Genomic DNA, 22554 nt, shown 5'->3' on the forward strand with positions numbered 1-22554 from the left:
GATCAGGCGGCGCTGAGCCGCATCTCGGGCAAGATCGCGCGATGGGCCGCAGGGCCGCTGCCGTCGCGGACGATGTAGCCGCGCCCCCAGACGGTGCCGATCACATTGGCCGCACCGGCGACTTGCAGCTTCTTGCGGAGCTTGCAGACGAAGACGTCGATGATCTTGCTGTCCGGCTCGTCCATGCCGCCATAGAGGTGGTCGAGGAAATTCTCCTTCGACAGCACGGTACCGCGGCGCATCAGCAGCAGCTCGAGGATGGCATATTCCTTCCCCGTGAGGTGCACCGCCTGGCCCTGCACCGCCACCTCCTTGGCGCCGAGATCCAGCGAGAGCGCGCCGAGCTGGATGCGCGGCTGGGAGAAGCCCTTGGAGCGGCGGATCATGGCCTGCAGGCGCGCCACCAGCTCATCGGGCTCGAAGGGCTTGGAGAGGTAGTCGTCGGCACCGACGGAGAGGCCGCGCACCTTGGCCTGGGTGCGCGAGACGGCCGAGAGCATCAGCACCGGGCACTCGACGCGCGAGGCGCGGAGCTTGGAGACCACCTCATAGCCCTCCATATCCGGCAGCATGAGGTCCACCACGACGGCGTCGTAGTCGTAGAGGCGGGCCAGCTCCAGCGCTTCGGCCCCGCAATCGGCCAAATCCACCACCATCCGGTGTTGCTGCAGCTGAAAGGCGATGCCGCGGGCGGCGGAGCGATCATCTTCGACCAGGAGGATACGCATCGGGGGGCTCTCCAACACACGTTTTGCGTGTGGAGGAATACCACTCCTGCGTGTGTCTCCCAAGGAATTTTCAGTGATTGATGTGTATTTAAAAAAATAATAGTCATTAATCACGACTTAACGCGGCAATTTGCAGCACCTTTGGCGGTTGAAGCCCCCGAATTCATCCGATCCTTGCGATCGTGACGAAAATCCGATCCGTCGCCGCAAAAATCTCACACCAGGGGAATCGCATCGCCATTTGAGGCGTTCCTCCGCAACGAAAAAGGGGCGCGCCCTGAACAGGCGCGCCCCTTCCTTCAGAACCAGGCCGGCCGAAGCCGGCCTGAGATCTCACTCTTCGGTGGCTTGCTCGCGGCGGCGGCGAATGGCCGCACCGAGAATGTCGCCCAGCGACGCGCCGGAATCGGCCGTGCCGTATTCCTTCACGGCCTCGCGCTCCTCCTCGATCTCCTTGCCCTTGACGGTCAGGGAGAGGCGGCGGGCGGCGCGGTCCACGGCGGTGATCTTCGCATCGACCTTCTCGCCGATGGCGAACTTGTCGGGGCGCTGATCCTGGCGGTCACGCGCCAGTTCCGCACGGCGGATGAAGCCGGTCAGCACGTCATTGACCTTCACCTCGATGCCATTGGCCTCGATCTTGGTGACGGTGCAGGTGACGATGTCGCCCTTCTTCACGTTGTCCAGCACCTCGGCGGCCGGATCGGCCTCGAGCTGCTTGATGCCCAGCGAGATGCGCTCCTTCTCGACGTCGACGTCGAGAACCTTCGCCTTCACCATGTCGCCCTTCTTGTAGGCGCCGATGGCAGACTCGCCCGGCAGATCCCAGCTGAGGTCGGAGAGATGGACCATGCCATCCACATCCGGGCCGACGCCGATGAACAGACCGAACTCGGTGATGTTCCGGATCTCGCCTTCGATCTCGCTGCCCAGCGGATGATCCTGCAGGAAGACCTCCCACGGATTGCCCTGAGCCTGCTTGAGGCCCAGCGAGATGCGGCGCTTGGGCTCGTCCACATCCAGGATCAGCACGTCCACCTGCTCGGAGGTCGCGACGATCTTGCCCGGGTGGACGTTCTTCTTCGTCCAGGACATCTCGCTCACGTGCACGAGACCCTCGACGCCCGGCTCCAGCTCCACGAAGGCGCCGTAGTCGGTGATGTTGGTCACGCGGCCGGAGAACTTGGCGTTGACCGGGTACTTGATCGCCACGCCATCCCACGGATCGGACATCAGCTGCTTCATGCCGAGGCTGATGCGCTGCGTGTCGCTGTTGAAGCGGATGACCTGCACCTTCACGGCCTGACCGATCGTCAGGGCCTCGCTCGGGTGGTTGATGCGGCGCCAGGCGATGTCGGTGACGTGCAGCAGGCCGTCCACGCCGCCCAGATCCACGAAGGCGCCGTAGTCGGTGATGTTCTTGACGACGCCGTCGAGAACCATGCCTTCCTTGAGGCCCTGCACCAGCTCGGCGCGCTGCTCGGCGCGCGTCTCTTCGAGCACGGCGCGGCGGCTGACAACGATGTTGCCGCGGGCGCGGTCCATCTTGAGGATCTGGAAGGGCTGCGACTGACCCATCAGGGGGCCGACGTCGCGCACGGGGCGGATATCGACCTGCGAGCCGGGCAGGAAGGCCACGGCGCCGCCGAGGTCGACGGTGAAGCCGCCCTTGACCCGGCCGAAGAGAACGCCGTTGACGCGCTGGTTGGCGGCGAAGGCCTTCTCGAGATTCGTCCAGGCTTCCTCGCGGCGAGCCTTCTCGCGCGACAGCACGATCGAGCCGTCACGGTCCTCGTAGCGTTCCACGAAGAGGTCGACGACGTCGCCCGGCTTGATCTCAGGCTTCATGCCCTGGGGGGCGAATTCCTTGAGGGGGACGCGGCCTTCGCTCTTGAGGCCCACGTCCACGACGGCGAAGTCATCATCGATGCGGATGATCTTGCCCGAGACGACGGAGCCGGCGAAGCCGGTGTTGGCGCCGAGCATCTCATCGAGAAGCGTGGCGAAATCTTCGGAGCCGCCGCTCGTGGCGGGGCTGTTGGCAAATGCCATGTGGCGATGTTGTCCTGAGTCGAGCGCGGGGCGATGGCCCCGCATTCCGGGTCTTGCGCCATCTCCCGGAGTCCAGGCGATCACGGCTTGCGGAGAGATCCGCCGGTCATTGGCGCGCGTACGGTCCGCACCGATCCGGCCGCACAAAGCGGCGCGCGTTACATCTGCCTTGATGCCCCGACCGTCAAGCGGAAATCACTTGCCCTGTATGGATTCGACGATTCGCAGCGCCGCCGCGAAGGCCAGATCGGCATCGAGGCCGGTGGTGTCGAGCTGCACGGCATCCCCGGCCGGCACCAGCGGCGCCACATCGCGCGCCGCATCGCGCGCGTCGCGCGCGGCCATCTCGGCCGCCACCTCGTCGAGTCCCGGCGAGGCGCCGCGCGCCGCGAGCTCCGCATGGCGCCGGCGCGCGCGCTCCTCGGGGCTGGCGGTGACGAAGAGCTTCACCGGCGCCTCGGGGAAGACGACCGTCCCGATATCGCGCCCGTCCAGCACCGCGCCATGCGCCGCGCCGAAGTTGCGCTGGAAGTCGAGCAGGGCGGCGCGCACGGCGGGGATCGCCGCGACCTTGCTGGCGGCGGCATCGGCCGCGGCGTCGCGCAGATCGGCGCGGGTGAAGTCCGCGGGCGTCAGGCCGCGCGCGGCCTGCTGCGCGGCGGCCGGGTCGGCGGGATCGCCCCCCGCGTCCAGCACGCGGCGCCCCGTCGCGCGGTAGAGCAGCCCCGTATCGAGATAGGGCAGCCCCAGATGCGCGGCCAGCCGCCGGGCGAGCGTGCCCTTGCCGGCCGCGGCAGGGCCGTCCACCGCGATGACCAGAGGCGGGGTCACGCCGGAACCATGGTCTCGGCGCCGAGGGCGCCATGCATCAGCGGCAGGAAGTTGGGGAAGCTGGTGGCGATGAAGCTGCCGTCGTCGATGCAGACCGGCGCCTTGCAGGCCAGGCCCAGCACCAGCGCGCTCATCGCCAGGCGATGATCCATCTGCGTGGCGACGAGGCCGCCCCCGGGCGGCGGCCCGCCGCAGCCATGGACGATCAGGTCGTCGCCCTCGATCTCGCAGCGCACGCCGGCCTGGCGCAGCAGCTCGGCGGTGCCGATGAGGCGGTCGCTTTCCTTCACGCGCAGCTCGGCGAGGCCGCGGAAGCGGCTGATTCCCGTGGCGCAGGCCGCCGCGACGGCAAGAATCGGATATTCGTCGATCATGCTCGGCGCGCGCTCGGCCGGGACATCGACGGCGCGCAGCCCGGTGAATTCGACGGTCAGGTCGCCCACCGGCTCGCCGCCCTCCAGCCGCGGATCGCCGACCTCGAGCTTCGCGCCCATCTCCCGCAGCGAATCGAAGAGGCCGGTCCGTAGCGGGTTCAGCCCGACATTGCCGATCACGAGGCGCGAGCCAGGCACGACCAGCGCCGCGACCAGGAAGAATCCGGCCGAGGAGGGGTCGCCCGGCACGTTCACCGCCGCCGCGCGCAGCTCCGGCTGGCCGACCAGCTCGATGATCCGGCCATGGCCCTTGGTCTCGACATGCACCGTCGCGCCGAAGTGGCGGAGCATGTTCTCCGAATGGTCGCGCGTCGCCTCGTGCTCCACGACGCGGGTGATGCCCGAGGCGCAGAGCCCGGCCAGCAGGCAGGCGCTCTTCACCTGCGCCGAGGCGACGGGGAGGGTGTAGTCCAGCGGCAGCGGGTTGCGCGCCCCCTCGATGGCGAGGGGCAGGCGGCCGCCCTCGCGGGAGGAGAATCGGGCGCCGCAGGCGGCCAGCGGGTCGGTGACGCGGCGCATCGGCCGGCGGCGGAGGCTGCCGTCGCCCGTCATGACCGCGAAGATGGGATGGCCGGCCAGCAGCCCGCAGATCAGCCGGGCGGCCGTGCCGGAATTGCCCATGTCCAGGACATCCTCCGGCTCGGTCAACCCGCCGATGCCACGCCCGGACACGCGCCAGCGGCCGGGGGCGAGGTGATCGACGGTCGCGCCCAGCAGGCGCATGGCGGCCGCGGTGCGCAGGACGTCCTCGCCTTCGAGCAATCCCTCGATCTCGGTGGTGCCGACGGCCAGGGCGCCGAACATCAGCGCGCGGTGGCTGATCGACTTGTCACCGGGCACGGTGAGCCGGCCGGAGAGCCCTTTCGGGGCCGGGCTGGAGCGCAGGGGAGTGGGATTTGGATCGTGCGACATGGAGGCCCCGTTTGACACCGACGCGCGCCCCGTGGCAATGCGCGCCGCTGCCCAACGGGGCAGAAGGAATCAGAGGGCCCCCATGGCAAAGCCGGATCTCGGTTTGAAGCGCGTCTGCGTCTCGTGCGGCGCGAAGTTCTATGACATGGGCAAGCAGCCGGCCGTCTGCCCCAAATGCGGGACGGAGCAGCCGGCGGAGCAGCCCCGCCCCCGCCGCTCGGCGAATATCGTCCCGGACGAGAAGCTGAAGAAGCGCGCCACGGCCACGACGGAGGCCGATGGCGACGATGTCGAGCTGGAGGACGTCGAGGCCGATGCCGGCGTCGAGGATGCCGACGACCTCGAGGACGAGGACGAGGCCATCGCCGACGAGATCGAGGTCGAGACCGACCGCGAGGAAGAGGGCTGACTTTCGCCCTCGGCCGCGCGATCCCGCGCTGACGATCTGCTGAAGCGCCGGGCCTGTGGCCCGTCGATGGGGCTTGTGGCCCCCATAAGTGCGCCCTGCCGGGCAGCCTTGCGTGGGGCTGCTGTTGCGGTGCGGGCCCAGCGCTCGTATCTAGCGGCATGCGCGGTCTTGCCCTTGCCCCCTCCCTGGCCATCCTGCTGACGCTCGCTTTGCCCGCCGCCCAGGCGCAGCCCGCCCGCGCGCCCGGCGCCAGGCCGGCGCAGCTCGGCGCCTTCCAGGCCTGGACGGCCGCCACCCACATGGAGGGCGGCCAGAAGGTCTGCTATGCCTTCACCCGCGCGCGCAGCATCGAGGGCGTGCCCGGACGCGAGCAGAACAACGTCATGCTCGTGGTCACGCACCGCCCCGGCGGCCGCGACCAGGTGGCCTTCCGCGCCGCCTATGCCTTCCCGCGCAACGCCGAGGCTCGCCTCTTCGTCGGCTCGACCGAGCTGCCCTTCTACACCTCCGGCGACACCGCCTTCGCCCGCGACGGCCGCGCCGTGGTCGCCGCCCTGCGCGGCGGGCGCGAGGCGCTGGGCCGCGGCCCGGGCCCGAACGGCCGCGGCCAGGCGACGGATACCTTCGGGCTGAACGGCTTCGGCCAGGCCTATGACGCCATCTCGCGCGAATGCCCGGCGGCCCGCAGGTGAGCAACGCCTTTCAGCCCTCCACGCGCGTGGCGCAGCCGCCGGACGGCCTGACCGAGGCCGAGCGCCTGCGCATCCTCGCCAAATCCGCGATCTTCGCGCCGCCGCCGATGACGGATGAGGAAGGCCGGCGCGAGCTGGTCGGGCTCACCCGCGATCAGCTGGCCGAGGAAATGCTCGCGATCGGCGAGAAGCCCTTCCGCGCCAAGCAGCTCTGGCACTGGATCTACCACCAGGGCGCGCGCGACTTCTCGGTGATGAACACCATCGCCAAGCCGCTCCAGGCAAAGCTGGCCGATCGCTTCTCCATCGGCCGCCCCGGCATCACCACCGAGCAGACCTCCACCGACGGCACCCGCAAGTGGCTGTTCAAGTGGCGCGACGGGCAGGAGGTCGAGACCGTCTACATCCCCGAGGACGATCGCGGGGCGCTGTGCATCTCGACCCAGGTGGGCTGCACGCTCAGCTGCTCCTTCTGCCATACGGGCACGCAGAAGCTGGTGCGCAACCTCGGCACGGCCGAGATCGTCGGCCAGTTCATGGCCGCGCGGGACAGCTACGGCGAATGGCCCACGCCCAAGGGCGAGGAAGGCCGGCGCGTCTCCAACATCGTCGTGATGGGGATGGGCGAGCCGCTCTACAATTACGAGGCCACGGCCCGCGCCCTGACCATCATCATGGACCATGAGGGCATCGCCCTCTCGCGCCGTCGCATCACGCTCAGCACCTCGGGCGTCGTGCCGATGATGGACAAATGCGGCGAGGAGCTCGGCGTGAACCTGGCCGTCTCGCTGCACGCCGTGCGCGACGACCTGCGCGACGAGCTGGTGCCGCTGAACCGCAAATATCCCATCGCGGAGCTGCTGGCGGCCTGCAAGCGCTATCCCGGCGCCTCCAACGCGCGGCGCATCACCTTCGAATACGTGATGCTGCGCGGCGTGAACGACAGCGAGGCCGAGGCGCATGAGCTCGTCCGCCTGCTGCGCGACCTGCCGGCCAAGGTGAACCTGATCCCGTTCAACCCCTGGCCGGGCAGCAGCTACCTGACCTCGACGCCCGAGGCCGTGCGGCGCTTTGCCGCGATCCTCAACGATGCGGGTTATTCCAGCCCAATCCGCCGGCCGCGCGGGCGTGACATCTTCGCCGCCTGCGGTCAGCTCAAGACCGAAAGCGAGCGCGCGCGGCGCACCACCGCCGCGTGAGGCGCGGATGTTCCCGTGGCCGCCCTGGCCGACCGGAATATCCCCACACCACCCCGTCCGAGAACTGAATCCAAATGACCGAAGGTCGCGCCGGCAATCCCCCGCAGGTGGCCATCTGGCTGCTCTCCCTGGCGGCCTTCGGCTCGGCCGCCGGCATGCGGATCATGGATCCGCTGATGCCCATGGTGGCCGCGGATTTCGGCGTCACCGTCTCGAACATCGCCGTCGTCGTCGCGATCTTCATGCTGTTCTACGGCAGCGGCCAGGTCGCGACGGGGCCGCTCGGCGACCGGCTGGGCAAGCTGCGCGTCGTGGCGGTCGCGCTGATTCTCTTCGGCCTGCTGACCGTCCTCGCGGAATTCGCCACCACCGTGACCCAGCTGGCGGTGCTGCGGGCGGCAAGCGGGCTGGTGGCCGGGGCGATCATTCCCCTGCTGCTCGCCCATATCGGCGACACCGTGCCCTATGCCGACCGCCAGGCGGTGATCGGCCAGTTCCTCATCGGCAATGTGATGGCGCAGCTGATGACGGGCCCGATCTCGGGCGTGATCGGGCAGCATTACGGCTGGCAGGCCAGCTACATGGCCTTCGGCGCCTTCACCCTCGGCGTGGGCGTGATCATGGCGAGCCTGCTGGGGCCGCGGATGTTCCAGGCTCTGCCCGAGGGCCCGCGCGGGCAGAGCGGGCTGATGGCCTATGCGAAGATCCTGAAGAGCCCCTCGGCGCGGCGGCTGATGTTCGCCGCCTTCCTGGACGGCGCGCTGCTCTTCGGCGGCGCCTTTCCCTTCATCGCCTCCTACCTGATCGAGGATTTTTTCCTGAGCGCCGGTGAGGCGGGGCTGGTCGTGGCCTTCTTCGGCGTGGGGGCGATCTTCTACACGCGGCTGGCCCGGCGGATGGTGCGGCGCTTCGGCGAGCGCGGGCTGCTGCTGGGCGGCGGGCTCGGCCTCGCGGCGGGGCTGGGCCTGACGGCGGCCGCCCCGGTCTGGGGCATGGTGCTGGTCCTGCAGCTCATGCTGGGCTTCTGCTTCTACAGCTTCCATGGGGTGCTGCAGGCGCGGGCGACCGAAGCCCTGCCGGAGGCGCGGGGGACCTCGGTTTCCTGCTTCGCGATGTCCCTCTTCCTCGGGCAGACGGCGGGCTCGCTGGTCTTCGCCGGCGTGATCGCCGGGGGCGGCTATCGCATGTGCTTCGGGCTGGCGGCGGCCGGCATGGTGGCCTTCGCCGTGTGGATGCGGAACGTGAAGTAGCGGCCGAACGGCATCAGGCCTTCGGCGCTTCCCGGGCGGGCCGGCGCGATCCCGTCGCCGGCCACGGCACGGATCAGCAGGACCCGCAGGTCAGCAGCGGCTCGCCATGCTCCTCGCACATCGCCACCCCCGTCCCCTCCACCATCGTGTTCCGACGCGGCGGCGTGGTGGCCGGCGTACCCGTCAGGTTCACCTTGGTATCGCCCTGGCTCCGGTTCAGCAGGCGCAGATAGGCCATGATGTCTGTCGGCTCCCAGCCGGACTGCTTGGAGAAGAAGTCGATGGTCTTCTTGCCCAGCAGCTTGTCCGAGCCGCCGGCGCGCAGCGCGCGGATCACCGTCGTCGAGCAATTCTTCTTGATCGTGTGGTAGCTCGCCGTCTCATAGGCATAGCCGCGCCACCACAGGCTGATCTTGTTCGTGTCGAGCACGCCGTTGGCGATCTCGATCACATTGTCCGCCGGCCGACCCTCCTGCGTGACATCGGCCTGGAGCGTCGTATTGCAGCGATGCTTCACCTTGTAGACGTTGGTGGTGCCGATGATCTTTCGCATCATGCTCGCCAGGAAGGGGCTCTTCTTGGCGTTGACCGTGTAGTTGCGATCTTCGTCGGCCGAAGGCCACCAGGAGATGTAGGCGCCCCCCTCGACCTGGACGGAGGAATGGCCCCAGGAGGCGCCCTCCCCGCCGCGGACGTGATCCCAGCAATAGACCCAGACTTTCGCCATGTGCTTCTCCCTCAACCCTGCCGGCCCGTCCGGGGCCCGGCGCCGACACCTGATGGTTGAAAATTCGGGAATTTCCGCCCGCCCGACAATCCGTCAGTTCCTATCGGATGGATCGATTCACCCGATCGGCGCCCATGACATGCCGGGTGATGGAAAAACCCCGTCCCGCCGGGGGATTCGCGATCGGAGAACCCACCGGGCTTGCAGGGCTTACGATCCGCTGGCATCCAGCCAGCCTCTCGAAAGAATTCCCGAAAGGTGCCGGACATGCGGGTCAAAGACGTCAAGAAGGTCGTGCTGGCCTATTCCGGTGGTCTCGACACCTCCGTGATCCTGAAGTGGCTCCAGACCAGCTATAACTGCGAGGTCGTCACCTTCACGGCCGATCTCGGCCAGGGCGAGGAGTTGGGCCCGGCCCGCGACAAGGCGCTGCTGCTCGGCATCAAGCCCGAGAACATCTTCGTCGACGACCTGCGCGAGACCTTCGTGAAGGACTTCGTCTTCCCGATGTTCCGCGCGAACACGGTTTACGAGGGCCAGTACCTGCTGGGCACCTCCATCGCCCGCCCGCTGATCGCCCAGCGCCAGATCGAGATCGCCGAGCAGGTTGGCGCCGATGCCGTGTCCCATGGCGCGACCGGCAAGGGCAACGACCAGGTCCGCTTCGAGCTCGGCTATTACGCGCTGAAGCCGGACGTGAAGATCATCGCCCCCTGGCGCGAATGGGACCTGACGAGCCGCACCAAGCTCATCGAATTCGCCGAGGCGAACCAGATCCCCATCGCCAAGGACAAGCGCGGCGAGGCCCCCTTCTCCGTCGACGCGAACATGCTGCACAGCAGCTCCGAGGGTAAGATCCTCGAGGAGCCCTGGGATGCGCCCGACGAGATCGTCTGGCAGCGCACCATCAGCCCGATGGACGCGCCCGACGTGGCGACCGAGATCACCATCGACTTCAAGAACGGCGACGCGGTCGGCATCAACGGCGAGGCGCTGAGCCCGGCCACCCTGCTCACCAGGCTCAACGAGCTCGGCAAGGCGAACGGCATCGGCCGCCTCGACCTGGTCGAGAACCGCTTCGTCGGCATGAAGAGCCGCGGCTGCTACGAGACCCCGGGCGGCACCATCCTGCTGCAGGCGCACCGCGCGATCGAGAGCATCACGCTCGACCGCGAGGCCGCGCATCTGAAGGACAGCGTGATGCCGCGCTATGCCGAGGTCATCTATAACGGCTTCTGGTTCTCGCCCGAGCGCCGCATGCTGCAGGCCCTGATCGACGCCAGCCAGGCGAGCGTGGAGGGCACGGTCCGCATGAAGCTCTACAAGGGCAATGTGATCGTGACCGGCCGCAAGTCGCCGCACAGCCTCTACTCGATGAAGCACGTGACCTTCGACGAGGACCAGGGCGCCTATGACCAGTTCGACGCCCAGGGCTTCATCAAGCTGAACGCGCTGCGGCTGCGTCTCGGCGCGATGGCGGGCCGCAAGGGCGGCGCGCTCTGACTTTGTTCTACCGGGAATGATGGACTAGCCTCGGCGCGGTATCGCCGAGGTTGTTCCATGACGCTCTACACCCCCGCATTGTTCAAGGAGGAACGGCCCGAGGTCGTCCTCCGCCTGATGCGCGAGGCGCGCCTCTGCCTGCTGGTCAGCAATGGCGCGGGCGGCGTGCCGGACATCTCCCACATTCCGCTGCAAACTGACGGCAAGCGCGTCGTCGGCCATCTGGCGCGCGCCAATCCGCATTGGAAGGCGCTGCGCGAAGCCGGGCGCGCCATCGCGGTCTTCCCCGGGCCCGAAGGCTATATCTCGCCCAACAGCTACCCCACCAAGGCCGAGACGCATCGCGTGGTGCCGACGTGGAACTACGAGGCCGTCCATGCCGAGGGGCCGGTCGAGATCGTCGAGGATGCCGCGCGGCTGCGCGAGATCGTGACCGCCCTGACCGACCAGCATGAGGCGAAGTCCGCCGCCCCCTGGTCCGTGGACGACGCGCCGGCCGAGTTCATCGCAAGCCAGCTCAAGGGGATCGTCGGCGTGGTGCTGACCATTGAAAGCCTCACCGGAAAGCGCAAACTCTCCCAGAACCGCAACGAAGCGGATCGGAAAGGCGCGCTGGACGGACTGGGCCCCGAGGATGCGGCGCTGGCCCGCTCGATGCGCGCCGCACGGGATGGGGGCTGACATCGATGGACATGGAACTGGCGGGCAAGCGCGTCGTGATCACCGGCGCGTCCAAGGGCATCGGCTATGCCTGCGCCGAGGCCTTCGCGGCCGAGGGCTGCGATGTCGTGCTGGCCGCGCGCACGCCCGATGAGGCGGCCGCCACGCTGCGCCGGAAGTACCAGGTGCGGGTCGAGGCCCTGGCGCTCGACCTGTCGAAATCCGCTGATCGCGTGAAGCTGCATGCGGCGACGCTGGGCGCCGATATCCTGGTGAACAACGCCGGCGCCATCCCCTCCGGCAGCCTCGCCTCGATCGACATGGAGACCTGGGAGCAGGCCTGGGCGCTCAAGGTCTTCGGCTATTTCCACCTGACGAAGCTCTTCGTGGCCGATATGCGCGCGCGCAAATCCGGCGTGATCGTGAACGTCGTCGGCATGGCGGGGCGCGCCTGGCGGCACAACTACATCGCCGGCACGGCGGGCAATGCCGCGATCATCGCCTTCACCTCGGCGGTAGGCGGCGAGGCGCAGGCGGATGGCGTGCGCGTCTTCGGCATCAACCCGGCCGCCACGCGGACCGAGCGCATGGTGACGATGGCCCGCCAGCGCGCCGAGGTGACGCTGGGCGATGCCAATCGCTGGGAAGAGACGCTGACCGGCCTGCCGCTCGGCCGCGCCATCGAGCCGAAGGAGATCGCGGAGCTCGCCGTCTTCGGCGCCTCGCCCCGCGGCGGCTATCTCGCCGGCACCGTCATCGACGTGGATGGCGGCGGTTGGTTTAAATAGGCCGTCTTGCCGAGGCTTCGGATTGAAGAGCACTCTTCCGCCCTCAAAACGGGAGGGAAATCCATGGATCTCAGAGGCAAGGTCGCGCTGGTGACGGGCGGCAATGGCGGGCTGGGGCAACGCATCTGCCACGCGCTGGCCCGCGAGGGCGCGCATATCGCCGTGGTCTATGCGCGCAGCAAGGATCAGGCCGAGGGCGTCGCGCGCGAGCTGACCTCCAGCCACCAGGTGAATGCCGCGACCTTCGCCTGCGACCTCACGGACGGCGCGGCCGTGCAGAAGCTGGTCGCCGATGTGGTGGCGCGCTTCGGCCGCATCGACCTCCTCATCAACGACGCGGCCTACAACAAGTCGATCCCCTTCCCCGACCTCGATGCCATGACCATGGAGGAATGGGACAAGATCATCGACGTGAACCTGACCGGGCCGATGCGCCTGCTCAAGGCGGCCGGCCCCGCGATGAAGGCGCAGGGCGGCGGGCGGATCGTGAACATCGCCTCCGTCGCGGGCATGGGGCCGACGGGCTCCTCCATCGCCTATGCCGTCTCCAAGGCCGGGCTGATCCATCTGACCAAGTGCATGGCCGTGGCGCTGGCGCCCGAGGTACTGGTGAATTGCGTCTCGCCCGGCCTGCTGGAGGGCACGCGTGCGACCTCGAACCTGCGGCCGGAGCAGGTGGAGCGCTCGGCCGCCAGCTCGCTGCTCCGCAAGCCGGCCGACAAGGACGACTGCGCCGATATGGTGGTGACCATGTGCCGTACCGAGACGATGACGGGCCAGACCGTGGTCATCGATTCCGGCCGCACCTTCCACTGACGCTGCCGGCCACCGACACTGCCGGGGGCGCTCAGCGGCGCCCGCCGTGCCGGGCCGCGATCTCCTCGTCCCAGCGGCGCAGCATCAGGGCCAGCTGCTGGGGGCCCAGCGGCGGCGCCAGGGGGGCGGCGGCGACACGGGCCGCCATCTCCGCCGGTAGGATCCGGTTCCAGGCGGATCGCTCCGCCTCGGTCCTCGGGGCAGGCTGGTTCACGGCGAAGCCCGGAAGGAAACCACGTCCGAAGGCGCCGGACTGGATCTCCGGGCGCAGGAGAAACCGCGCGAAGGTCTCGACGAGCGCGAGGCTCTCCTCCGTGGCGTCGCGCGGCATGACCAGGAACACGCCCTGGGGGATGAGGGGCGCACCTTCGAAGAGCGCGAAGCTGGCCTCATCCGGCAGGAGCGCATCCTTGCGGCCGCGCAGATAGGCGGTGAGCGAGGCCGGCATCAGGGCGATGCCGTCGGTGGCGAATTCCTCGAAGGCGGCCGCGTCGTCGCTCGGATAATAGTCGATGAAGGAATCCACTTCCTTCAGCCAGGCCCAGCTTCGGGTCCAGCCGAGCTGCGGGTCCGACGGATCGCTGTCCCTCAGCAGATGCGGCAGGGCCATCAGGAATTGCCGGCCGAGCGCGGATTCGGACGGGCGCGGATACAGGAAGCGGCGGGGATTCTGCCGGGCGTAGTCCAGCAGCGCGGCGGCGCTGCGGGGCGGATCGGGCAGGACGGAGGCGCGGTGCAGCAGAACCGGCCCGCCGGGATCGGGTGAGACGAGCATCGCCTCCTCGCCCGTCAACGGCTGCATCAACTGCGCCAGATGCCCCCCGGAGGCCGCGCCGGCCTCGCGCAACGAAGCCGGCAGGCGCCGCCAGGCGCCGCGCTCCGTCCCCCAGGCGACGCTGCCGGCATCGGCCAGCGCCGCATCCGGATAGGGCCGCCTGGCCTGGACCGCCTCCCGGATCTCCGAGACGGCCAGGCTGTTGTCGTCGTCGCGGACCAGCGTCTCGAAGAACAAATCGGGCTGCGAGGCCGTGAAGGCGCGCAGGATCGGCAGGAAGTCCGTCAGGCGCTCGAGCGGGATCGAGACGCGCATGCGCCGGGGCTCGCTCCGCGCCACGGCCCAGCCGGCCAGAGGCAGCGTGGGCAGGGCCAGGGCGCTGGCCAGCAGCGCGCGGCGACACGACCCGCTCACCGGGGCGGCACCAGGCCACGCAGGCCGGGCGCCACGCCTCGGACCTGCTGGGATTCCTCCCAAGGAGGAGATTCGGTCTTCTCGCGCTCGCGTTTGGGGATCCGGGCCAGGATCGAACTCCCGATCTCCGCGATCCTGTCCCGTAACGGCAGACGCCGGGCCGCCTCCACCGGCTCCTCCGCGGGCGGCTCTTCCGGCGCGGTTGCCGCGATGCGGACCTGAAGCACGATGGCGGCCCCGAAATAATCCGGCGCATCCGCGACGCGGATCGAGATGCCGGACGCCTCGCCTTCGCGCAGAAGGATCAGGGCGTGAACCGCGCGCACCCCGGCATGGCCGGCATAGGGTGGAATCTGATTCTGGCGCAGGTCGACCCAGGCGGGCGGGCGCCGGGGATGGCCGGGATCGCTCCAGAATCGGCGCGCCGCCTCGAGCGCCTCGTGGTCCATCCGCCCCCAGGCCAGGTTCAGTGGGATGCGCAGCGCATCCCACGAAAAGCGGGCGGGCCAGGACGGCGCGGGCACCACCGGCCCGCCCCGCGCGGGCAGCAGCAGCCAATCCGGCGGCAGGCGCCAGCGGCCGAAGGCCGCTTCGCGGATCAGCTCCAGCCCGTCGCGCTCCAGCCGCGCCCAGCGCCGGTCGCTCACGAGGCGCGAGAGCGCGCGGAAGGCGGGGAAGACGTAGTAGGAGAGGTTCACGACGGTGCCTTCCGCGCTGCGGAATCCGGCGGTCCCGGGCAGCAGGATCATCCGGCCGTTCACCTCCGTCACGCAGCATCGCAGGAGATCCTCGGCGATGCGCGTCGCGGCGGCGCGATATTCGGGAATGTCCCAGCGCTCGGCAGCCGCAAACAGGGCCCAGGCGATGAAGATGTCGCCATCCGTGGCGTTGTTCTGGTCGGTCACGGGGGAGTTGCCGCGCGGATCGTAGCGCCAGGCGAAAAGCCCGTCCTGCGCGCGCGAAAGGTTGTGCTGCGTCCAGCCCCAGAGGCGCTCGAAATTGGGCCGGTCGGCGAAATGGGCGGCGAAGAACATGCCATAGCCCTGGCTCTCGCTGTGGGAGATGCCGTTATTGGCCGTGTCGATGACGCGGCCATCGGCCGCCAGATACCGGTTCCGGAAGGCGCGCCATTCGGGATCCTGCGGGTGACCGCCCAGGGCCTGCGCCGATGCGGGAGAGGTGGCCCACAACACGATCAGGCAGACCTGAACAAGCGAAAGCACGGCCGACAACGCCCGACACATTCCGCTGATCCCACCTCTTGCAGTTGCAAGCTAACCGCCGCCCCCACACTCAGACAAGAAGTTCCGCGCGGGAATTTCGCCTTATGGTTGCAGTTTCAGCTTGGTGAGGCAGAGGCGGTTATCGGCCCGGAAAGCGAGGTAGCCAGCCGCGAAGCTGGTCGATCCTGCGGTTGCCCCATTCCATGGCCGTGTGCTCGCGCGCCTCGACCATCGGCAGGAGATGCGGCCAGCGGCGATCCACGACGCCCACGCCACGTTGGGCCCAGGCATATTGGTCGCGCAGGATGAAGGTCCCCAGGGCGACGAAGATGAAGCCCGGCAGGATCGGCAGGATGAGGCCAACGGGCCCGAGGGCGAGGCAACCGATGCCGATCGCCTTGCGTCTGCGATTTGGTCTGAATTCCATCATGCCGCGAAAACATGGAGGCGTTGTCATCAATTTTCAAGCGAAATGGGGGCAGCGGATCGAGATGGCGCGAGACGGTGCAGAAGCCCGTCGAGGCCGGCGCCACGTCGGTTTTCACCGCCGCCTCCTCCGTTGCGCCCCGCCTGCCTGCTTCCTAGGGTCGTGCGCATGGCCGCCCCCATGATTCTCCCCGAATTGGAAACCGACCGCGCCGGCATGAGGCGTTGAAGCCATCCACACTCGGCATGGTGCTGATGGTCGGCGCCATGTTCGTCTTCGGCACGCAGGACGCGCTCTCGCGCTATCTGGCCGGAAGCTATTCGGTCCTCGGCGTGCTGCTCATCCGCTACTGGTTCTTCGCGGGCTTCGTGGTGGTGCGCGCCCTACGCGCGCCGGGCGGGTGGCGCCAGGTCGTCCGCAGCAACCGGCCGGTCCTGCAATCGCTGCGCGGCGTGATGCTGGTGGTGCAGGTCTGGATGATGGTGACGTCCTTCACCCTGATCGGCCTGGTCGAGGCGCATGCGATCTTCGCCTGCTACCCGCTGATCATCGCGGCCCTGGCCGGCCCCGTCCTCGGCGAGCATGTGACCATGCGGCGCTGGCTCGCCATCGGCGCGGGCGCGCTCGGCGTGCTGCTCATCCTGCGGCCGGGCGCGGGGCTGTTCGCGCCGGCCTCGCTGCTGGTGCTGCTCGCCGCGCTGAACTTCGCGGCCTATGGCCTGCTGACCCGCGTGGTCGGCCTGCACGACACGCCGGAGACGAGCTTCTTCTACACCGGCATGGCAGGTGCCATCGCGATCACCTTGGCGACGCCCTGGATCTGGACGCCCATCGCCGTCCAGGACTGGTTCTGGATGGGGCTGCTCTGCGTCTCCGGCTCGATGGGCCACTACCTGCTCATTCGCGCGCTCTCGATCTCCGAGGCGAGCCGGCTGCAGCCGCTCGCCTATTTCCAACTGATCTTCGCCTCGGCGGCCGGGGTGATCGTCTTCGGCGAGCACCTCCAGCCCATGACGGTCGCGGGCGCGGCGCTGGTGGTCGGCGCGGGGCTGTTCAACCTGCGCGCGTCGCGCTGAGCAGCGCGGCGAGCTCCGGCGAGAGGCCGGTGGTGTGGCGTCCCGAAGGCGCGGCGTAGCTCCCCACCTTCGGCTTGGGCAGCTTCAGCGACACCAGCATCTCGCAGAGCTTCACGCCGCAGGCGATGCCGTCGAGCAGCGGCACCTGCGCCCCGGCCTGCAACCGGTCGGCCATGCCTGCCAGAGCCGCGCCACCAAGGATTACCGCATCCGCGCCCTCCGCCACGACCTGGGCGATGCCCCCCTCGACCTTGCGCGCCACGCCCTCGGGGTCGCGCACCGATTCCTGCGGCGTCGCATCCAGCCCCACCAGCGAGGCCAGGCGCGAGGACAGTCCGTGCGCGGCGATGCGCTCGCGATAGGTCTCCGTGCCGCCGAAGGTCACGAGGCCGAAGCGCCCGCCCAGCAGGCAGGCGGCGAAGCAGGCGGCCTCCGTCATGGCGACGACCGGGCAGGGCATCATCTGGCGGGCGGCCTCCAGCGCCGTGTCGTGGCTCACCGCCAGCAGCACGGCGTCGACCTCGCCCGCATGCGCGGCGAGCAGTTCGAGCAGCGCGTGGCCCGCCACGATGTTCTCCGCGCGCGTCGAAATCACCTCCGCGCCGAAGCGCGGCGTGGCGGGGATGATCTGCGTGCCGGGCGCGGCGGCGGCGCGCGCCGATGCCGCACAGCGTTGCGTGATAGCTTCCGTGGTGTTGGCATTGGCGACGAGCAGACGCATCCTCAATCCCCTGACGATAATCCCCTGACGATTCTGCCATACCAAACGAGGATTCCATGGAAGCCAAGCTCGACCTGCCCTTCGACGCCGAGGAGATGCTCGCCGGCCTCCGAACCTGGGTCGAGTGCGAAAGCCCGACGCATGACGCCGCGGCGGTGAACCGCATGATGGCCCTGGCCGCGCGCCACCTCGCGATCATGGGCGCTTCGGTCGAGACGATTCCCGGCCGCATGGGCCTCGGCGACTGCGTCCGCGCCCGCTTCCCGCATCCGAGCAAGGAGCCGGGCATCCTCGTGATGGCGCATCTCGACACGGTGCATCCGGTCGGCACGCTGCAGAACGGCCTGCATTTCCGGCGCGAGGGCGACAAGGCCTATGGCCCCGGCATCCAGGACATGAAGGGCGGCACCTATCTCGCCATCGAGGCCATCCGCCAGCTCGTCATCGCCGGCATCGCGACCTCCAAGCCCGTCACCGTGCTGCTGACCTCCGACGAGGAGATCGGCAGCCCCTCCACGCGCGACCTGATCGAGGCCGAGGCTTCGCGCCACTCCGTCGTGCTGGTGCCCGAGCCCGCGCGCCCCGATGGCGGCGTGGTCACCGGCCGCTATGCCATCGCGCGCTTCAACCTGCGCACCACGGGCCGTCCGAGCCATGCCGGCGCGCGCCTCGGCGAGGGCCGCAGCGCCATCCGCGAGATGGCCAAGCAGATCGTCGCCATCGAGGACCTGACCACGGAGGCCTGCACCTATTCGGTCGGCGTGATCCATGCCGGGCAGTGGGTGAACTGCGTCTCGACCTATTGCGATGCCGAGAGCCTCTCCATGGCCAAGCGCCAGGAGGATCTCGACGCGGCGGTCCAGACGATGCTTTCGCTGAAGGCCAGCGGCAACGACGTGTCGCTCGAGGTGAAGCGCGGCGTCACCCGGCCGGTCTGGGAGCCGGATGCGCGCGGCATGGCGCTGCACGCGACCGCGGAATCCATCGCCAGGCGCCTCGGCTTCGCGCTGCCGCACCAGTCCGCCGGCGGCGGCTCGGATGGCAATTTCACGGGCGCGATGGGCATCCCGACGCTGGATGGCCTCGGCATCATCGGCGCGCTGGCGCATACGCTGGAAGAGCATGTGCAGGTGAGCAGCATGGTGCCGCGCGCCAAGCTTCTCGCTGGGCTGTTGCAGACCGTCTGACGATAGGTGCTGCCTAAGACCGGGATAGATTTCTCGGTCTCACGCCTATGGCGAGGCAACAGGTAATCCTTCTCTCAGCGGCGGGGCACAGGGCCCCGCCACCCGAGACGAAGGACACCCCGCCATGATCCGCATCGCTTTCCCCGCGCTGGCTCTGATCCTGGCCTTGGCCCTGGCCGCCAGCCCCGCCTCCGCCCAGCAGGTGACCTCCGGGGGCGCCATCCACGGCCAGGCCTGGAACATGGGCCAGAACCTGAGCAGCCTGGATGCAATGACCCGCCTGAACTCGCCCTTGGCCCGCGACCGCGCCGCCCGCGCCAGCCGCCAGGCCCAGTTCAACCAGCATTATTCGGGCGCGCCCATCCGCCAGGCCGGCCGCTGAGCATCCTTCGGTGGTAAGCTCTGGAGGGCCGCGTTAGGGTCGCGATGGACGTGCGCCCCACAGGGCGCCCATCAACGGGAAGATCCATGCGCGCCCTTGCCATCACCACCGCCCTCCTGGCCGGTATCTCGGCCCCTGCTTTCGCCCAATCGGCATCGGGCCCCGGCGGCAGCGGCGCCATCCATGGCCAGAACTGGACCATGGGTCAGGACCTCAGCAACAACCGCAACACCGCGGCGCAGCCCGGCACCCTGGCCGGCGACCGCGCCGCGCGGGCCGAACGCCAACGGCAGCACGGCCAGAACTTCAGCGGTACCGGGCGTCCGACCTCCGCGCCGCAGCCTAATTCGCCGCGGGCGCGCTGAGCGTCACGCCCGCCTCGCGGTAGAAACGCGCCGCGCCCGGGTGGAAGGGCAGGACGCGGTTGTTCGCCGCGGCCTCCTTGCGGCTCGTGGCGGCGACCTGGCCGATGTCGCGCGCCGGGTCCGCCACCGTCAGCACGGCCTTGGTGATGGCATAGGCCGTCTCCTCCGGCAGCGCCTTGTTGGCGACGATGAAGTTCCAGGCCGCGAAGCTTTCGATCGGCGCCGTCTGGCCCGGATAGGTGCCCGGCGGCAGGATCGTCGGCGCCAGCATGGGCAGGCGCTGCGTGACCCGGCCGACCGTCTCGGCGCCGGGGCCGAAGACCACGCCCGGCGCGCGCGACAGCGCCTCCATGATCGAGGGGATCGGCACGATCGCGCCCTGCCAGAGCGCGTCCATGCCCCCGCTCAGCAGCCTCTCCGACATTTCGGCCGGGCTGCCGCTCACCACCTCGACGCGGATGCCTGCGGCCTCGGCGGCGGCGAGGAGGAAGGTCTCGGCCGGGCCGCGCGCGGGGCCGGCGCCGACGCGCTTGCCATTCAGCTGCGCGAAATTCGTGAGCCCGCTGGAGGTCAGCGCCGCGACCTGGAAGCTCGTCTCATACATGGGCCAGAGCGCGCGTACGTTCACATGCTTGCGATTGCCGGCGGCCGGCGTGCCCTGCACCGCATCCCAGGCCGAGCCGAGGAAGGCCGTGCCCAGGGCATGGGCATTGTCCTCGACGGCGGTGAGGTTCTGCAGCGAGCCGGTGCTCGCCTCGACCGTGGCGGTGATGCCCTGCCGCGAGAGCAGGGCCGCGATGGCCTGGCCATAGGTGACGAAAGGGCTGCCTTGCCCGGCCGTGTGGATGGCAAGGGCCGGATGGCCCTGTGCACGGGCCGCCTCGGCAAGACCGAGAGCGGCGGGCGTGGCGAGCAGGCTGCGGCGCATGATCATCCGTCATCTATCCTGGGCTGGGGTCTGGGGATTAGATGCCATCCCGGCCGCTTCACCAAGGACTCGCATGCCGCATATCGCCGTCGCCCGCCTCTGGTTCGAGGGAAACAGCTTCGCGCCCGAGCCCACACCCCTTTCGGCCTTCCAGGGCCGCGAATGGGTCGCGGGCCCCGAGGCGCTGGAGCGCTATCGCGGCACGGCGACCGAGCTCGGCGCCGTGGACGCCTTCCTGGCCGAGCGGCCCGGCTGGAGCGCGACGGTGCTGCGCTGCACGGCGGCCCAGCCCGGCGGCCCCATGACCGACGAGGCCTACGACACCTGGATCGCCGAGGTGGAATCCGGGCTGAAGGCCGGGATCTATGACGGCGTCTACCTCTCGCTGCACGGCGCCTGCCTGACGCAGAGCGACCCCGAGGCCGACCTCACCACAATCCGCCGCGTGCGCGCGCTGATCGGCCCGAGGGTGAAGCTGGTGGCCAGCTTCGACTTCCACGGCAATATCTCGCCCCAGGTGGTCGGGCTGCTGGACGGCGCCTCGGTCTATCGCACCTATCCGCATATCGACATGGACCGCGCCGCGATGCGCGCCTTGCGCCTGCTGGAGCGCGGGCTGGCGGGCAAGCCGGTGCATGGGGCCATCGCGAAGCTGCCGGTGGTGCTGCACTCCTTCCACATGCGCGACGCCGAAGGGCCGATGGCCGAGGTCTGGGCCGAGGCCTGGGCGGCGGAGAAGGCGCCGATCCTGGACGCCTCGCTCTTCGGCGGCTTCGCCTGGGGCGACACGCCGACGGCCGGGCCCTCGGCCATGGTCTGGGCGGAGGAGCATGCGCCGGCCCGCGCGCTCGCGCGCCAACTCGTCGGCGAGATCCAGGTGCGGCGCGCGCGCTTCGCCGTGACCCTGCCGACGCCCGAGGTTGCGCTGCAAACCGCGCTGGCCGCCCCCCCCGGCCTCGTGGCGCTGCTCGATCCGGCGGACAACCCGCTCTCCGGCGGGGCGGCGGACACGCCCGGGCTGCTGCGGGTGCTGGTGGCCGCCAGGCTCGACGTCGAATGCGTCTATTGCTTCCTGCACGACCCCGACGCCGTGGCGGCCGCGCAGCAGGCGGGCCTGGGCGGCAGCTTCGCGCGACCGCTGGCCGGGCGGACCACGGCGGATTTCGGCCCGCCCGTGCCCTTCTCCGGCACGGTCGAGGCGCTGACCAATGGCCGCTTCCTGAACACCGGCCCAATGGAGCACGGCGCGCCCGTCGATCTGGGCGCGACCGCGCTGCTGCGCTCGGGCAAGCTCCGCGTGGTGGTGACGAGCCGCAAGGAGGCGGCGGTGGACCCTGCCTTCTTCGAGGTGCACGGCATCGATCTGACGCAGGTGCGGCTGCTGGCCAACAAGGCCAAGAACCACTTCCGCGCCGCCTTCGCATCACGCTGCAGCGCCATCGTGGAATGCGACGCGCCGGGGCCGGCCGCGCTCGACCTGCTGGCCCTGCCCTTCCGCCACGTGCCCGAGGCCTGGCGCAGGCCATGATCCGCGACATCGAGGCGGCCGATCTGCCGGCCCTGCTCGCGCTCAACAACTCCGAGGCGGCGGCGGTGAACGAGCTCACGCTGGCGGAGTTGACGGCACAGGTCGCCCTCGCCCTCTCGGCGCGAATGACGGCCGATGGTTCGGGCTTCCTCGTGGCCTTCGGTGCCGAGACGCCCATCCAGGGACCAAACCATGCCTGGTTCGTCGGGCGGGGCGAGGGTTTCGCCTATATCGACCGCATCGTCGTCGCGCTCCAGGCACGCGGGCAGGGCGTGGCGCGTTCGCTCTACGAAGACCTCGCCGCACGCGGCCTGACGCTGGCCTGCGAGGTGAATCTCGACCCGCCCAATCCCGCCGGCCAGGCCTTTCATGCGCGCCTGGGCTTCCAGCCTGTCGGCGAGGCGGTCGATCCGCGCAATGGCAAGCGCGTGCAGTACCTGATGCGCGGCTGAGGCCGCGCAAGAGCATCACCCGATCAGACGAAATCGTCTGGCCGGGTAAAGATGATCGAAAAAACAAAGAGTTAG

The 22554-nt window shown here is 69.3% G+C and carries 24 protein-coding genes; 14 read left to right on the forward strand and 10 right to left on the reverse strand.

Annotated features, from left to right (window positions below):
- Positions 1 to 2: 2 nt before the first annotated feature.
- The 4 genes from ACO057_RS11910 to aroA form a co-directional block, all read right to left on the reverse strand.
- Entirely contained in the window at positions 3 to 728 is a 726-nt protein-coding gene (locus ACO057_RS11910; protein WP_421991928.1) for a response regulator transcription factor, read from the reverse strand.
- 333 nt (positions 729 to 1061) lie between these two features.
- Positions 1062 to 2780 carry a 30S ribosomal protein S1 gene (gene rpsA / locus ACO057_RS11915; protein WP_421991930.1) on the reverse strand — a complete coding sequence of 573 codons (1719 nt, stop codon included), beginning with the start codon at positions 2778 to 2780 and terminating at the stop codon, positions 1062 to 1064.
- A gap of 195 nt (positions 2781 to 2975) precedes the next feature.
- The gene (gene cmk / locus ACO057_RS11920) at positions 2976 to 3611 is read right to left on the reverse strand and encodes a (d)CMP kinase (protein WP_421991932.1); all 636 of its coding nucleotides are present in this window, start codon (positions 3609 to 3611) and stop codon (positions 2976 to 2978) included.
- Entirely contained in the window at positions 3608 to 4957 is a 1350-nt protein-coding gene (gene aroA / locus ACO057_RS11925) for a 3-phosphoshikimate 1-carboxyvinyltransferase (protein ID WP_421991934.1), read from the reverse strand. Before aroA ends, cmk begins: the two co-directional genes overlap by 4 nt.
- An 82-nt stretch (positions 4958 to 5039) precedes the next feature.
- Between aroA and ACO057_RS11930 the strand changes: the two genes are divergently transcribed.
- The 4 genes from ACO057_RS11930 to ACO057_RS11945 all read left to right on the forward strand — a co-directional run bounded on the left by ACO057_RS11930 (position 5040) and on the right by ACO057_RS11945 (position 8507).
- Positions 5040 to 5366 carry a TIGR02300 family protein gene (locus ACO057_RS11930; RefSeq protein WP_421991936.1) on the forward strand — a complete coding sequence of 109 codons (327 nt, stop codon included), beginning with the start codon at positions 5040 to 5042 and terminating at the stop codon, positions 5364 to 5366.
- Positions 5367 to 5524: 158 nt separating this feature from the next.
- Complete coding sequence (locus tag ACO057_RS11935) at positions 5525 to 6058, forward strand: hypothetical protein (protein WP_421991938.1); 534 nt, start codon at positions 5525 to 5527, stop codon at positions 6056 to 6058.
- Positions 6055 to 7257, forward strand: a complete 1203-nt coding sequence (rlmN, locus tag ACO057_RS11940) for a 23S rRNA (adenine(2503)-C(2))-methyltransferase RlmN (RefSeq protein WP_421991940.1) — start codon at positions 6055 to 6057, stop codon at positions 7255 to 7257. Before ACO057_RS11935 ends, rlmN begins: the two co-directional genes overlap by 4 nt.
- A 74-nt stretch (positions 7258 to 7331) precedes the next feature.
- On the forward strand, positions 7332 to 8507 hold the full coding sequence (locus ACO057_RS11945) for an MFS transporter (RefSeq protein ID WP_421991942.1): 1176 nt from the start codon (positions 7332 to 7334) through the stop codon (positions 8505 to 8507).
- A 73-nt stretch (positions 8508 to 8580) separates the two neighbouring features.
- Here the strand turns inward: ACO057_RS11945 and ACO057_RS11950 are convergent, their stop codons facing one another.
- Positions 8581 to 9234 carry a hypothetical protein gene (locus ACO057_RS11950; protein ID WP_421991944.1) on the reverse strand — a complete coding sequence of 218 codons (654 nt, stop codon included), beginning with the start codon at positions 9232 to 9234 and terminating at the stop codon, positions 8581 to 8583.
- 267 nt (positions 9235 to 9501) lie between these two features.
- Between ACO057_RS11950 and ACO057_RS11955 the strand changes: the two genes are divergently transcribed.
- From ACO057_RS11955 to ACO057_RS11970, 4 genes are all read left to right on the forward strand, one after another.
- The gene (locus ACO057_RS11955) at positions 9502 to 10737 is read left to right on the forward strand and encodes an argininosuccinate synthase (RefSeq protein WP_421991946.1); all 1236 of its coding nucleotides are present in this window, start codon (positions 9502 to 9504) and stop codon (positions 10735 to 10737) included.
- Between the two features lie 57 nt (positions 10738 to 10794).
- Complete coding sequence (locus ACO057_RS11960) at positions 10795 to 11418, forward strand: FMN-binding negative transcriptional regulator (protein ID WP_421991948.1); 624 nt, start codon at positions 10795 to 10797, stop codon at positions 11416 to 11418.
- Positions 11419 to 11423: 5 nt separating this feature from the next.
- Positions 11424 to 12185, forward strand: a complete 762-nt coding sequence (locus ACO057_RS11965; protein WP_421991950.1) for a short-chain dehydrogenase/reductase — start codon at positions 11424 to 11426, stop codon at positions 12183 to 12185.
- 63 nt (positions 12186 to 12248) lie between these two features.
- On the forward strand, positions 12249 to 13001 hold the full coding sequence (locus tag ACO057_RS11970) for an SDR family NAD(P)-dependent oxidoreductase (RefSeq protein WP_421991952.1): 753 nt from the start codon (positions 12249 to 12251) through the stop codon (positions 12999 to 13001).
- Between the two features lie 31 nt (positions 13002 to 13032).
- Here the strand turns inward: ACO057_RS11970 and ACO057_RS11975 are convergent, their stop codons facing one another.
- From ACO057_RS11975 to ACO057_RS11985, 3 genes are all read right to left on the reverse strand, one after another.
- The gene (locus ACO057_RS11975) at positions 13033 to 14190 is read right to left on the reverse strand and encodes an extracellular solute-binding protein (protein ID WP_421991954.1); all 1158 of its coding nucleotides are present in this window, start codon (positions 14188 to 14190) and stop codon (positions 13033 to 13035) included.
- Complete coding sequence (locus tag ACO057_RS11980) at positions 14187 to 15413, reverse strand: glycosyl hydrolase family 8 (RefSeq protein WP_421991956.1); 1227 nt, start codon at positions 15411 to 15413, stop codon at positions 14187 to 14189. The genes ACO057_RS11975 and ACO057_RS11980 overlap by 4 nt, the downstream gene beginning before the upstream one ends.
- A 139-nt stretch (positions 15414 to 15552) precedes the next feature.
- Positions 15553 to 15843 (reverse strand): hypothetical protein, encoded by a 291-nt coding sequence (locus tag ACO057_RS11985; RefSeq protein WP_421991958.1) that lies wholly within the window; start codon positions 15841 to 15843, stop codon positions 15553 to 15555.
- 221 nt (positions 15844 to 16064) lie between these two features.
- Here ACO057_RS11985 and ACO057_RS11990 point away from each other — a divergent pair, with 221 nt between their 5' ends.
- Positions 16065 to 16916 (forward strand): DMT family transporter, encoded by an 852-nt coding sequence (locus ACO057_RS11990; RefSeq protein WP_421991960.1) that lies wholly within the window; start codon positions 16065 to 16067, stop codon positions 16914 to 16916.
- On the opposite strand, the gene ACO057_RS11995 is transcribed toward ACO057_RS11990, so the two are convergent.
- On the reverse strand, positions 16894 to 17637 hold the full coding sequence (locus ACO057_RS11995) for an aspartate/glutamate racemase family protein (RefSeq protein ID WP_421991962.1): 744 nt from the start codon (positions 17635 to 17637) through the stop codon (positions 16894 to 16896). The two genes, ACO057_RS11990 and ACO057_RS11995, sit on opposite strands and share 23 nt — an antisense overlap.
- A gap of 56 nt (positions 17638 to 17693) precedes the next feature.
- Here ACO057_RS11995 and ACO057_RS12000 point away from each other — a divergent pair, with 56 nt between their 5' ends.
- From ACO057_RS12000 to ACO057_RS12010, 3 genes are all read left to right on the forward strand, one after another.
- Positions 17694 to 18824 (forward strand): M20/M25/M40 family metallo-hydrolase, encoded by a 1131-nt coding sequence (locus ACO057_RS12000; protein WP_421991964.1) that lies wholly within the window; start codon positions 17694 to 17696, stop codon positions 18822 to 18824.
- Between the two features lie 124 nt (positions 18825 to 18948).
- On the forward strand, positions 18949 to 19206 hold the full coding sequence (locus tag ACO057_RS12005; protein ID WP_421991966.1) for a hypothetical protein: 258 nt from the start codon (positions 18949 to 18951) through the stop codon (positions 19204 to 19206).
- Positions 19207 to 19292: 86 nt separating this feature from the next.
- Positions 19293 to 19571: a hypothetical protein gene (locus ACO057_RS12010; RefSeq protein WP_421991968.1), complete on the forward strand. Its 279-nt coding sequence runs from the start codon at positions 19293 to 19295 to the stop codon at positions 19569 to 19571.
- On the opposite strand, the gene ACO057_RS12015 is transcribed toward ACO057_RS12010, so the two are convergent.
- Positions 19549 to 20505: a TAXI family TRAP transporter solute-binding subunit gene (locus ACO057_RS12015; protein ID WP_421991970.1), complete on the reverse strand. Its 957-nt coding sequence runs from the start codon at positions 20503 to 20505 to the stop codon at positions 19549 to 19551. The genes ACO057_RS12010 and ACO057_RS12015 overlap by 23 nt on opposite strands.
- 67 nt (positions 20506 to 20572) lie before the next feature.
- Between ACO057_RS12015 and ACO057_RS12020 the strand changes: the two genes are divergently transcribed.
- On the forward strand, positions 20573 to 22027 hold the full coding sequence (locus tag ACO057_RS12020; protein ID WP_421991972.1) for a M81 family metallopeptidase: 1455 nt from the start codon (positions 20573 to 20575) through the stop codon (positions 22025 to 22027).
- Entirely contained in the window at positions 22024 to 22479 is a 456-nt protein-coding gene (locus tag ACO057_RS12025) for a GNAT family N-acetyltransferase (RefSeq protein WP_421991974.1), read from the forward strand. Before ACO057_RS12020 ends, ACO057_RS12025 begins: the two co-directional genes overlap by 4 nt.
- Positions 22480 to 22554: the final 75 nt, after the last annotated feature.

The sequence above is a fragment of the Roseococcus sp. genome (genome assembly GCF_965227005.1).
GTDB lineage: Bacteria > Pseudomonadota > Alphaproteobacteria > Acetobacterales > Acetobacteraceae > Roseococcus.